This is a genomic window from Metapseudomonas resinovorans, assembly GCF_002003485.1.
GTDB classification, from domain to species: Bacteria; Pseudomonadota; Gammaproteobacteria; order Pseudomonadales; family Pseudomonadaceae; genus Metapseudomonas; species Metapseudomonas resinovorans_D.
On the sequence record NZ_BDMA01000050.1, the window covers coordinates 1 to 12,399 of the forward strand.

Sequence of the window (12,399 nt, forward strand, 5' to 3'; positions counted from 1 at the left end):
CTGAAAATCAAGGCCGCCTTCCCCGGGAAAGCGCGATGAACCATAAAAAAGGCCTCCCGAAGGAGGCCTTAATGTTGACGCTATTTATAGGTATTCGTGGATCAGACGCTGTAGTACAGGTCGTATTCCAGCGGGTGCACGAAGGTGCGCACCTTGATTTCTTCTTCGCTCTTCAGCTCGATGTAGGCATCGATGAAGTCGTCGGAGAACACGCCGCCTTTGGTCAGGAACGCGCGGCCTTTGTCCAGCTCTTCCAGGGCTTCTTTCAGGCTGCCGCAAACCTGCGGGATTTCCTTCGCCTCTTCCGGCGGCAGGTCATACAGGTTCTTGTCAGCGGCATCGCCGGGGTGAATCTTGTTCTGGATACCGTCTAGACCGGCCATCAGCAGAGCTGCGAAGCACAGGTAGGGGTTGGCAGCCGGGTCCGGGAAGCGCGCTTCGATGCGGCGGGCTTTCGGGCTGTTCACGTACGGGATACGGATCGAGGCGGAACGGTTGCGGGCGGAGTAGGCCAGCATTACCGGAGCTTCGAAGCCAGGAACCAGACGCTTGTAGGAGTTGGTAGCCGGGTTGGTGAAGCCGTTCAGGGCCTTACCGTGCTTGATGATGCCGCCGATGAAGTACAGGGCGGTATCGGACAGGCCGGCATAGCCTTCGCCAGCGAAGGTGTTCTTGCCATCTTTGGAGATGGACATGTGAACGTGCATGCCCGAACCGTTGTCGCCGTACAGCGGCTTCGGCATGAAGGTCACGGTCTTGCCGTAAGCGTCAGCAACGTTGTGCACGCAGTACTTCAGGGTCTGGACTTCGTCAGCCTTGGCAACGAGGGTGTTGAACTTCACACCGATCTCGTTCTGGCCGGCGGTGGCCACTTCGTGGTGGTGAACTTCTACCACCAGGCCCATTTCTTCCAGGGCGTTGCACATGGCGGTACGGATTTCGTGGTCGTGGTCGACCGGCGGTACCGGGAAGTAGCCGCCCTTCACGCCCGGACGGTGGCCCTTGTTGCCGCCTTCGATGTCGGCGTCGGTGTTCCAGGAAGCCTGCTCGGAGAAGATCTTGAACATGGAACCGGAGATGTCGGACTTGAACTTCACTTCGTCGAAGATGAAGAACTCCGGCTCCGGACCAACGAATACGGTGTCACCGATACCGGTGGTCTTCAGGTATTCCTCGGCGCGGCGGGCGATGGCGCGCGGGTCGCGATCGTAGCCTTGCATGGTGCTCGGCTCGATGATGTCGCAGACCAGGATAATGGTCGGCTCTTCGGTGAACGGGTCCAGAACGGCAGTGCTGTCGTCCGGCAGCAGGATCATGTCGGAAGCTTCGATGCCTTTCCAACCTTCGATGGAGGAGCCGTCGAACATCTTGCCGTGTTCGAAGAAATCGTCATCGGCGTCACGGGCCGGCATGGTCACGTGCTGCTGCTTGCCTTTGGTATCGGTGAAGCGCAGATCAATCCACTTCACGTCGTGTTCTTTAATCAGTTGAAGCGACTTCGACATGTTGTCCTCCAGGTGGTTGGGGGCAGAAACCTTGCCTCCCATAAATTCGGGCTGAAGCCGGAGCGGGATAGTCCGCCAGGGCGACCTGCCTCACAAGGGAGCAAATTGCGTGCCAGTGCCCCGGAATGGGCAGATGGCCCAAAACTCGCGCCTGCCGGGGGCTCCGCTCCGTTTGTGCACAGTTTTACGCACTGTTTTCGTGCCCTGCATGGTGCATGTGCTCCGTTTTGGTGCGGCGAAAGCTTTCCTGAATGATTTTGGTCAAAGCTTGAACAATTTCCGCTATAATCCGCGCCCCTCTTTTTCGGCCGCCGTTGCAGGCGCTGTTTTCATGAAACTGATCGTCAAAGTCTTCCCGGAAATCACCATCAAGAGCCGGCCGGTGCGCAAGCATTTCATCCGCCAGCTCTCGAAGAACATCCGCGCGGTCCTGAAAGACCTGGACCCGGAGCTCGAGGTGACCGGCGTTTGGGACAACCTGGAAGTGCAGACTCGGCAGACCGAGCCCAAGCTGCTGCGCGAGATGATCGAGCGGCTGACTTGCACCCCGGGCATCACGCACTTCCTGGAAGTGCACGAGTACCCGCTGGGCGATTTCGACGATGTACTGGAAAAGTGCAAGCTGCATTACGCCGACCAGATTCCCGGCAAGATTTTCGCCGTGCGCTGCAAGCGCGCCGGCAAGCACACATTCACCTCCATGGAGCTGGAGCGCCACGTCGGTAGCCGCCTACGCCAGGAGTGCAATGCGGCCGGCATCTCCCTGAAGAACCCGGAAGTGGAAGTACGGATGGAAGTGCGCGACCAGCGCCTGTTCGTCATCCACCATCAGCACGACGGCATGGGTGGTTACCCGCTGGGTTCCCTGGAGCAGACCCTCGTGCTGATGTCCGGTGGCTTCGACTCCACCGTCGCGGCCTACCAGATGATGCGTCGTGGTCTGATGACCCACTTCTGCTTCTTCAACCTCGGCGGTCGTGCCCACGAACTGGGCGTGATGGAAGTGGCCCATTACCTGTGGGAAAAGTTCGGTCGTTCCCAGCGCGTGCTGTTCATCAGCGTGCCCTTCGAGGAAGTGGTGGGCGAGATCCTCAGCAAGGTCGACAACAGCCAGATGGGCGTGGTGCTCAAGCGCATGATGCTGCGCGCCTCCACCCACATGGCGCGCAAGTTGACCCTGGATGCGCTGGTGACCGGCGAAGCCATTTCCCAGGTATCCAGCCAGACCCTGCCCAACCTCTCGGTGATCGATTCGGCCACCGATATGCTGGTGCTGCGTCCGCTGATCGCCAGCCACAAGCAGGACATCATCGACACCGCCACCCGCATCGGCACCGCCGAGTTCGCCAAGCACATGCCCGAGTACTGCGGCGTGATCTCGGTGAACCCGACCACCAAGGCCAAGATCGGTCGCATCGAGCACGAGGAAGAGCAGTTCGACATGGCCATCCTTGAGCGTGCCCTGGAACGCGCGCGCCTGGTGCCCATCGACCGGGTGATCGACGAACTGGGCCAGGACGTGGCCGTGGAAGAAGTGCGCGAAGCCCTGCCGGGGCAGATCGTCATCGACATCCGCCACCCCGATGCGCAGGAAGACGATCCGCTGGAACTGCCTGGCGTCGAAGTGCAGGCGCTGCCGTTCTATGCGGTCAACAACCGTTTCAAGGAACTGGATGCCAACCGCCAGTACCTCCTGTATTGCGACAAAGGCGTGATGAGTCGCCTGCATGCCCACCATCTGCTCAGCGAGGGGCACGCCAATGTGCGCGTTTATCGCCCGGCCTAAACAGCCTGGGCTGTTCGGCGGCAGCATCCGCCACCGCCCTCCCGATTGCCGGCCCTGAGTCGCAGTTCATTCATCTGGGCCGCATAGACTTCGCGGCAAACCGAATCCTCTGATCGAGATACAAACGTGATCGAAAAACTCCGTAACATCGCCATCATCGCCCACGTCGACCATGGCAAGACCACCCTGGTGGACAAGCTCCTGAAGCTGTCCGGCACCCTCGACCGCAAAGAAGCGGAAAGCGAGCGCGTGATGGACTCCAACGACCAGGAAAAAGAGCGCGGCATTACCATCCTGGCGAAAAACACCGCCATCAAGTGGAACGGCTTCAACATCAACATCGTGGACACCCCCGGCCACGCCGACTTCGGCGGTGAGGTTGAGCGTGTGATGTCCATGGTGGACTCCGTACTGCTGGTGGTCGACGCCCAGGACGGCCCCATGCCGCAGACCCGTTTCGTGACCCAGAAGGCCTTCAAGGCCGGCCTGCGTCCGATTGTCGTCGTCAACAAGATCGACCGTCCGGGCGCGCGTCCTGACTGGGTCATCGACCAGATCTTCGACCTGTTCGACAACCTCGGTGCCACCGATGAGCAGCTCGACTTCCCGATCGTCTACGCCAGCGCCCTGAACGGCATCGCCGGTCTGGACCACGAGAAGATGGACGACAACATGGACGCCCTGTTCCAGGCCATCATCGACCACGTTCCGGTACCGGACGTAGACGTCGACGGTCCGTTCCAGATGCAGATCTCCCAGCTGGACTACAACAGCTTCCTCGGCGTGATCGGCATCGGCCGTATTGCACGTGGCCGCGTCAAGGCCAACACCCAGGTAGTTGCAGTCAGCGACGACGGCACCCGCCGCAACGGCCGTATCCTCAAGATCATGGGCCACTCCGGCCTGCAGCGCGTAGAAGTTGCCGATGCTGAAGCCGGCGACATCGTCTGCGTCAGCGGCATGGAAGAGCTGTTCATCTCCGACACCCTGTGCGACCCGCAGAACGTCGAAGCCCGTCCGCCGCTGACCGTTGACCAGCCGACCGTGAGCATGACCTTCCAGGTCAACGACTCGCCGTTCGCCGGCAAGGAAGGCAAGTTCGTCACCAGCCGCAACATCAAGGACCGTCTGGAGAAGGAACTGCTGCACAACGTGGCCCTGCGCGTTGAAGCGGGCGATTCTGCCGAGAAGTTCAAGGTCTCCGGCCGTGGTGAACTGCACCTGTCCGTACTGATCGAAACCATGCGCCGCGAAGGCTTCGAGATGGCCGTTGGCCGTCCGGAAGTGGTGATCATCGAGAAGGACGGCGAGAAGCAAGAGCCGTACGAGAACGTCACCATCGACATCGAAGAGCAGCACCAGGGCTCCGTGATGGAGCAGATGGGCCTGCGTAAGGGCGATCTGACCAACATGATCCCCGACGGCAAGGGCCGCGTGCGCCTGGAATACACCATCCCGGCGCGTGGCCTGATCGGCTTCCGTAACAACTTCCTGACCCTGACCTCGGGTACCGGCATCCTGACCTCGACCTTCAGCCACTACGGCCCGATCAAGGCCGGCGAAGTCAGCAACCGTCAGAACGGCGTACTGGTCTCCATGGCCACCGGCACCGCCCTGACCTACTCGCTGGAAACCCTGCAAAGCCGCGGCAAGCTGTTCCTCGGCCCAGGCGACGAAATCTACGAAGGCCAGCTGGCCGGCATCAACAGCCGTGACAACGACCTGGTGATCAACCCCACCAAGGGCAAGAAGCTCGACAACATGCGCGCTTCCGGCAAGGACGAAGTCATCGCCCTGGTTCCACCGATCCGCTTCACCCTGGAGCAGGCTCTGGAATTCATCGCTGATGACGAACTGGTGGAAGTGACTCCGAAGTCCATCCGTCTGCGCAAGAAAATGCTGAACGAGAACGACCGCAAGCGCTACGAGCGCACCAAGGTCTGATCTCCGATCAGTGAATGAAAAAGCCCCCGCCGGAGCGATCCGGTGGGGGCTTTTTCTTGGCTACCCAGGCAGCCATTCGGTACATCCGGCCGGGGCCAATTCTCCTTCACACAGGCAATAGCGAAATTTCCATCGCACGCTCAGTTGCCATCCTGCATACCCCCATACGGATTACTGCTTCCATTCGCACCGGTTTGAACCCGATCGATTGCGAAGGACTGCCCGTTGCTCTTTTCTCGATTTATTACCTCCGTTTTCATGCTGGTGACTTGCACGCCACTGGCTGCAGTGGCGGATGTCTCGCCCGGCGACCGCGACCTGATCCGTGAACGACAGGAGCGCCTGCTGCAGGAACAGCAGAAGCGCTTGGAAGAACTCCAGCAACTACCCGGCAGGTCCTTCGAGAGCGCCCCGGAGCAGATAGTGGGGGAGGGGCACTGCTTCGAGATTCGCCAGATCGATATCCAGGGCGCAACGCTTCTGACGCAAGGCAAGCGAGATGAACTGCTGGCCCCCTTCATTGGCCACTGCCTCGGTGTCCCCCAGCTCAACGAACTGCTCAAACTTATCACCGGCCACTACCTGGATCGGGGCTACGTCACCACCCGCGCCTATCTGCCGCAGCAGGACCTCTCCACAGGCAGGCTCAAGATCATCGTCATCGAGGGCAAGCTGGAGGGACTCGACAGTTCCGAGCTCGCCAGTGATCGCGAGCTGGCCATGTCCTTCCCCGGCCGCACCGGTGAGGTACTCAATCTGCGTGAACTGGAGCAATTGGTCGACCATCTGAACCGCCTGCCATCCCGCCAGGCGCAGTTGGAGCTGGTGCCCAGCGATCAGGTGGGTGGTAGCCGGATGCACCTCAAAGGCAGTCGCGAAAAGGCCTGGCGCGCCTCGGCCACGCGCAACAACGATGGCGACAGCCTGCGGTTTGAGGATGTCAATGCGGCGATTGGCATTCAGTTGGCCTCGGAGTCGAACGAGGAGGCCATAAGCACCATTCAGATGGAGCTGATTCGGAATAAGTACGGCGAAGGGACCGCCCTTGCCGCAGAGCTGTTCCAGATTGCAGCCGCTGGCAGTTTGGCTAAGAATGCAAAGCTCGGTGTTGGCGGTGCAAAAGCAACTCCAAGCGCTGACTCGCTCATCAATTTGGCAAGCACTCAACGGACTCAGCATATTCTGCTGGGAGATGCTACTGGCGGTGGGCATCTATGGCCGGGAGCTCCAGGAAAAACAGCTTTCCCGGCTTCTTGGAACGGCGATAAGGTCATGCACAACGTTTCTGATTTAGCTACAGATCCTAAAGCTTCGTGGACACAGTTAACTGGCAAGCCTGGTGCCCAGTTCACTACTAAAGGCAAACCTGTCCGCTGGGCGGTAGAGGGTGTGCGTGATGGCGTGAGTATTCGTGTAATAGTCGAACCTCACGGAGAGGGGGTTATTACTGCATATCCGAAGTAGAGGTGCGCATGCGCGAGCCAGAGAAAATAATACAGTCGACGATGGAAGAGCTTTCGGGGTGCTTTGACGATGATACAGAGAAAAACGTCAAAGAGTTGGTCGAATGTGGGGAGTCTGGGGTTGCACTGGAAGTGCTCTGTTCTCAGTTGGTGGAGTTTGATGTGGCTATTCCATTTAGGGTGAAAGAGCAGCTGGCAGCAGCAGCAGAGCTCATGGGGATGGAGATTGAGGAACTACAGGATTTGAGGATCTTGTAGTTTCTTTCTGCCAAAAGGAACTGCCACTGATGCTAGTTCGGTCTTTAGTCAGCAACGCAGCTTCTGGTCTAAAGACCCAAATCAGTAGAAAAGGGGACCTTGGCTTCAAATGGTCAGTGCAACAGTTCTATAAAGAAAAGGGGACAGATTTATTTTTCCTACTCTAAATCTGACTCGCGGGGTGGGAGTAGAGTAAAGAAAATAAATCTGTCCCCTTTTTTCGTCCCACAGTGGTAAATATCCGGTTGTTGGCGCTGGGGCTCGTGGTAACCCAATTGTGGATTTTGGAAGGCCGATTGGGGTAGATGGACGGACAGGGCAGTCTGTTACCAGAGGCCAGATTCACTATGGGAAAAACGGTGCTCACATTGTTCCAGACGCGAGGAATTGAGATGATATTTTCTGCGCAATTACCCGATTGGCTCGTGGCATGCTTTCGAATTGCGCTACTTGGCGAGATTTACCCTAATATTAGAGCTGTTGCTGTCGGATACAATGAAAATGGCTCAGTATTGATTCGGTATTATCTTGATCGTCAGCCAACGGATTTTGATCTGGAAAGCTTGGAAGTCGTAGCTACAAATCTTGATTCAATGGGCGGAAAAAAATTCCTATCAATAAAATTGATGTCGAATGTGTTCATGCGGAGGGCTCTAAGCGAGATTTGGAGCCGCTTAGTGGGTTTATTTATTCTAGACGAGAGTATGTTTGAGTTTATTTCAAAATATAATTATAAAAATAATATGGTGCAAAAGCGCAAAAAACCGAGAAAAGTGGAGGGGATTGTTATTCTCTAATCCCTTGGGAATGGAGAGAGCGTTATAGATCTTCATGGACGGAGAAACCATGCCCAGGGTAAGGCGGGTTCTGTTGCCAAACTACCCGCATCACATTGTGCAGCGGGGTCACAACCGGCAAGTTGTGTTTGTTGAGGACGCCGATTTCGAGCGTTATCTGGCCAATCTGCGCGCGTTGAAGGATGCCTTCGGCGTCAAGGTCTATGCGTTCTGCTTGATGACCAACCATGTGCACCTGCTGCTGGCTCCGGAAAAGGGGACAGATTTATTTTCCTACTCTAATCCCTTGGGAATAGAGAGCACGTTCTAGGTCTTCATGGAGGGAGGAGCCATGCCCAGGGTCGGGCGGGTTCTGTTGCCAAGTTATCCACATCACATCGTGCAGCGTGGCCACAACCGACAGGTTGTGTTTGCCGAGAATGCGGACTTCGAACGTTACCTAGCCGACCTACGTGAGTTGAAGGATGCCTTTGGGGTGAAGGTGTATGCGTACTGCCTGATGACAGACGAAAAAGGGACAGATTTATTTTTCCTACTCTAAATCTGACTCGCGGTGTGAGATTAGAGTAAAGAAAATAAATCTGTCCATTTTTTCAGTAAAAATTTGAGTCGGAGAGGGCTAGAGGTGAGAGCGCCGGACGGTGCAGGGCTACGGTAAAGTAGTGATGGCTAATTCTCTGGCTTCTTAGATCCGAAGGTGCAGCTATTGAAACTTGACAGTAATTCTGATTTTGAGGTTTTGGAATTTAGCGATAGTCGCTATGAGAAGTTGACTGTTGAAATTCAATATAAGGGAGAGTCGGCGGCTCAAATTAATCAGGACCAAGGAATGGATAGGTTAGAGCTTGAGGTGTTTGCCGACTTGGATAGCTCAGTTCTAAAGGTTCCGCTGGCTGGTTTCTTAGAGTCATTAGTTTTGGCGAAGAGGTCAATTGAGGCGTAACAGAAAAAGGGCTAACAGAATATGGAGAAAAGGGGGCAGAGTTATTTTTCCTACTCTAAATCTGACTCGCGGTGTGAGATTAGAGTAAGGAAAATAAATCTGTCCCCTTTTTTGCTCCTTTTTTGCTGGTCCCCTTTTTTTGCTGCTGACTCAGCGAAAGTTAAGACAGTTACTACGGTGATAGTGAAATGACCTCTGTGAAATCAAGTGCGAAAGCCTTTGTTTCCGAAGGCGCATTGTCGGAAATAGTTGTAAAAATCATGGATGATAGTGTGGTTGAATTTCTCGTAGGGCTTGGGTTTGTCGCTGTGCCAGGCAAGGAAAAAGAAACACTTTCGTTAATTGCTCCAAATCAAGAGTTTAAGGTGGAGGTATTCTCTAGATTGCGAGATGAGGGTATTTGCTTCTCCGTTGGCCCGGATTGGTGCCCGGCCGAAGTATTCGAATTTTTGAGGGATCAAAAAAAGCTGACTGGATTTTATCGAAAAATAGTTTGGGAGGGGACGAGCACGCCAAAAATAATCGAAAATTGTTAATTGTGTAATATTTGGTTCCTGGGGTGAGAAGGGGCAGATTTGTTTTTCCTACTCTAATTCCTTAGAGATAGAGAACACGTTCTAGATATTCATGGAGGAAGAAGCCATGCCCAGGGCGGGGCGGGTTCTGTTGCCAAACTACCCGAATCACATTGTGCAGCGGGGTCACAACCGGCAAGTTGTGTTTGTTGAGGAAGCCGAGTTCGAGCGTTATCTGGTCGATCTGCGCGAGTTGAAGGATGCTTCGGCGTGAAGGTCTATGCGTTCTGCTTGATGACCAACCATGTGGACCTGCTGCTGGCTCCAGATGATTCAATCGTCGGACTTAGCCAGTTGCTGAAGACCTTTCCCGCTCGCACCACGCGCTATCGCGCTCTTTCGGAAAGCCGCTGCAGCGCATTTACCCACTATTTCTATCTTCACAGCTACGGTGCGGACGTCGTTGGTAGGTGACTTCTGCAGAGGACTGTAATTATCAGACCTTCATAGAAGGTCGACGGGGAAATAAGCTTCTTCTTTTGTCTGAAATTTCTAGCCTGTTTTTGATTGTGCGGATTTTTCTTACTAGATGCTAAGAATAGTCTGGTTTGTGGTGCGTGCTTTCTTGAATTCCTGTGCTGTTACTATCGCTGGGCTGTTTTTGACAGGCGCTTACAGTTAAAGGATATGGCGAGTGAAAGCACTTAAGTTAACAATTCTTGCAGGCTTCCTAGTAATCGGCTCCGGTTGCGCGAGCGGGCTAAATAGCCAGCAAAAAACAGAGTTGAGAAATTTCGAGTCACGGGGTCTGTCTGTTGAGGAGAAAAATCCTGGCGCAGGTGCGGCATTGGGATTGTTGCCAGGCGGCGGATCATTTTATGGTCGCGAGTATGGATTCGGTGCAATAAACCTACTGCTTTGGCCAATCTCCATTCTCTGGGACCCCGTAAGTGGGTATAACGCGGCTGAGTCAATAAATTATTACTCCACCAAGGAGCATGTTCGACAGTTGCGTAAAAATGAATTGGATGGCTTGGATGAAGAGCTGAAGAATGGCTCGGTTGACTTGAAGGCGTACGCTCTCGAGAAATCAAAAATTGACGCTAAGTATTTAATGGACTGATATTTTTATATTGTGCGTTGCTTCCATGGAGTTTGCGCCCGTAGAGTCATGCGGGCGTTTTTTTTGGGTATACCCCAGCGTAAAGGAAGAGAAGATTTATTTTTACTCTTAGCCTGGCTCGTGGGAGAAAAGGGGACAGATTTATTTTTCCTACTCTAAATCTGGCTCGCGGGGTGAGATTAGAGTAAAGAAAATAAATCTGTTCCCTTTTTTCTAGCCTTATATCCGGTTATCTGAAAGGTGACTTGTCCGGAACTGCCACCTCCGCAGCTTGAGCGTTGGTTTTGAATCTTATGAAACTTCAAGGGGTGTCCCGCCGGAGGCAGCTACGAAGTTGGCAAATATACTATCCGTCATGGGCTCTTGGGACGGACTGGTCGAAAATGGACGGGAACTATTTGAATGAAATTTCTTGATTTTCTCCGCCGGCACAAGGGTTTTGTGTTTTTTTTGATGTGTTTAGGTAGCGCGCTGAACTCCGTCAGGTTTCTCGGTGAGTGGAGTAATTTTTGGGGTGTTCTTTCTGTTCAGTTTTTCTTTGGTCAAGGATTTTATTGTTACATTGCAAACAAAACTATCCGATTGGCGCCCGGGGGGGTTAAGGTTGATCACCCGTGGGGGGTTAGGCTCTTAGTCGGTGTCTGGGCACTATTAGTTTATTTGGGAATGTTTGCATTTAATGGTTACGGTAGGGCGTGGGTCGGATTTTGATTGAGGGGGAAGGGACTAAAAAGGGGGCGCAAAGAAAAAGACAGATTTATTTTTCCTACTCTAATTCCTTAGAAATAGAGAACACGTTTTAGATCTTCATGGAGGGAGAAGCCATGCCCAGGACAGAAAAGGGGGGGGGACAGAAAAGGGGGCAGATTTATTTTTCCTACTCTAATTCCTTAGAAATAGAGAGCACGTTCTAGATCTTCATGGAGGAAGAAGCCATGCCCAGGGTGGGGCGGGTTCTGTTGCCAAACGACCCGGATCACATTGTGCAGCGGGGTCACAACCGGCAAGTTGTGTTTATTGAGGACGCCGATTTCGAGCGTTATCTGGCCGATTTGCGCGAGTTGAAGGATGCCTTCGGCGTCAAGGTCTATGCCTATTGCCTGATGACCAACCATGTGCACCTGCTGCTGGCCCCAGATGATTCACTCGGCGGACTCAGCCAGTTGATGAAAACCTTGGCCGCTCGCACCACACGCTACCGCAATCGTTTGGAAGGTCGCTCCGGAACTGTGTGGGAAAGCCGCTACAAGTCGAGCATCGTCCAGTCTGATACTTACCTGTTGGCCTGCAGTCGATATATCGAACTGAATCCTGTGCGGGCGTTCATGGTGGCGGAGGCAGGGGATTATCCCTGGTCCAGCTATGCCCTGCGTATTGATGCTGCGCCTGAGCAGAACTGGTTGGACGAAGACCCATGCTTCAAGGCGCTCGGTGTAACCGCTGAGGAGCGGCGCCACCGGTATGCCGATTTTGTAAGGCAAGCGGTTCCTTCCGAGGAATTGGGCCTCATCCGAGCGGCCATTCAACGCGGCCAACTTACCGGGACCAACCGCTTTGTGGACGAAGTCGAGCGTATTGCCGGGGTGCGGATTGAGCGCAGAAAGCAGGGCAGACCGAAAATAGAGTAGGGAAAATAAATCTGTCCCCCTTTTTTATAGTGCACTGCTCAAGTCGAATGCGCTCCAGGTTAGGGTTGGGGCCGCGCTCCATGCCTTTCTGCCGGTGAGCCAAGTTGCGACTCCCGCCCAGCCGTGAATCTAAGAAATCCGCTCAGGCTGACCCGTGGAAACAAATCAGCCGTAGCAACTCCGACCTCGGCGGTACTCGCAGCCAAACGCCTTTCGGCTGCACGGATATCGGGCCGTCGACGAAACAGGTCAGCTGGTTCGCCGATAGGGAGCCCCGTGGATATTGCCGACAAGGCTTGAGGCGATAGGTCCTCGGCGACTTGATCTGGACGCATACCCAGCAGAAAGGCGATTCGATGCCTGGCTCGCGCCGGCTCGGCCTGAAGCCCTGGGATCCGAGCCTTCGCTGCTACTCCTACAGCCATCGGAAAATTCCT

General features: G+C 54.6%; 10 protein-coding genes and 6 pseudogenes. 14 read left to right on the top strand and 2 right to left on the bottom strand.

Annotated features, from left to right (window positions below; all coding sequences use genetic code 11):
- Window positions 1–101 precede the first annotated feature (101 nt).
- The gene (glnA, locus tag MnOB_RS13160; RefSeq protein WP_069086056.1) at window positions 102–1,505 is read right to left on the bottom strand and encodes a glutamate--ammonia ligase; all 1,404 of its coding nucleotides are present in this window, start codon (window positions 1,503–1,505) and stop codon (window positions 102–104) included.
- A 331-nt stretch (window positions 1,506–1,836) separates the two neighbouring features.
- Here glnA and thiI point away from each other — a divergent pair, with 331 nt between their 5' ends.
- From thiI to MnOB_RS13220, 14 genes and pseudogenes are all read left to right on the top strand, one after another.
- Window positions 1,837–3,291, top strand: coding sequence for a tRNA uracil 4-sulfurtransferase ThiI (thiI, locus tag MnOB_RS13165; RefSeq protein WP_077524678.1), 1,455 nt, complete (start codon window positions 1,837–1,839; stop codon window positions 3,289–3,291).
- Window positions 3,292–3,417: 126 nt separating this feature from the next.
- Window positions 3,418–5,235, top strand: coding sequence for a translational GTPase TypA (gene typA / locus MnOB_RS13170; protein ID WP_077524679.1), 1,818 nt, complete (start codon window positions 3,418–3,420; stop codon window positions 5,233–5,235).
- Window positions 5,236–5,493: 258 nt separating this feature from the next.
- Window positions 5,494–6,231, top strand: a pseudogene (locus MnOB_RS29225) (POTRA domain-containing protein); the annotation flags it as partial.
- A gap of 237 nt (window positions 6,232–6,468) precedes the next feature.
- Window positions 6,469–6,699: pseudogene (locus MnOB_RS29610) on the top strand (EndoU domain-containing protein); the annotation flags it as partial.
- Between the two features lie 8 nt (window positions 6,700–6,707).
- Window positions 6,708–6,956 (top strand): MafI family immunity protein, encoded by a 249-nt coding sequence (locus tag MnOB_RS13180; RefSeq protein ID WP_077524681.1) that lies wholly within the window; start codon window positions 6,708–6,710, stop codon window positions 6,954–6,956.
- Window positions 6,957–7,233: 277 nt separating this feature from the next.
- Window positions 7,234–7,347, top strand: a complete 114-nt coding sequence (locus MnOB_RS29615) for a polymorphic toxin type 50 domain-containing protein (RefSeq protein ID WP_352230867.1) — start codon at window positions 7,234–7,236, stop codon at window positions 7,345–7,347.
- A complete protein-coding gene (locus MnOB_RS13190; protein WP_234358253.1) occupies window positions 7,316–7,753 on the top strand; it encodes a MafI2 family immunity protein in 438 nt (145 codons plus the stop codon). The genes MnOB_RS29615 and MnOB_RS13190 overlap by 32 nt, the downstream gene beginning before the upstream one ends.
- 49 nt (window positions 7,754–7,802) lie before the next feature.
- Window positions 7,803–8,015, top strand: a pseudogene (locus MnOB_RS13195) (transposase); the annotation flags it as partial.
- Window positions 8,016–8,084: 69 nt separating this feature from the next.
- Window positions 8,085–8,261, top strand: a pseudogene (locus tag MnOB_RS13200) (transposase); the annotation flags it as partial.
- A 198-nt stretch (window positions 8,262–8,459) separates the two neighbouring features.
- Window positions 8,460–8,696 (top strand): hypothetical protein, encoded by a 237-nt coding sequence (locus MnOB_RS13205; protein WP_077524683.1) that lies wholly within the window; start codon window positions 8,460–8,462, stop codon window positions 8,694–8,696.
- Window positions 8,697–8,884: 188 nt separating this feature from the next.
- The gene (locus MnOB_RS28850; protein WP_158713814.1) at window positions 8,885–9,232 is read left to right on the top strand and encodes a hypothetical protein; all 348 of its coding nucleotides are present in this window, start codon (window positions 8,885–8,887) and stop codon (window positions 9,230–9,232) included.
- A 106-nt stretch (window positions 9,233–9,338) separates the two neighbouring features.
- Window positions 9,339–9,622, top strand: a pseudogene (locus tag MnOB_RS13210) (transposase); the annotation flags it as partial.
- Between the two features lie 283 nt (window positions 9,623–9,905).
- On the top strand, window positions 9,906–10,334 hold the full coding sequence (locus MnOB_RS13215) for a hypothetical protein (RefSeq protein WP_077524684.1): 429 nt from the start codon (window positions 9,906–9,908) through the stop codon (window positions 10,332–10,334).
- Between the two features lie 935 nt (window positions 10,335–11,269).
- On the top strand, window positions 11,270–11,962 hold the full coding sequence (locus MnOB_RS13220; RefSeq protein ID WP_077524685.1) for a transposase: 693 nt from the start codon (window positions 11,270–11,272) through the stop codon (window positions 11,960–11,962).
- 33 nt (window positions 11,963–11,995) lie between these two features.
- On the opposite strand, the pseudogene MnOB_RS29040 reads toward MnOB_RS13220, so the two are convergent.
- A pseudogene (locus MnOB_RS29040) lies at window positions 11,996–12,366 on the bottom strand (TolC family protein); the annotation flags it as partial.
- Between the last annotated feature and the right edge of the window lie 33 nt (window positions 12,367–12,399).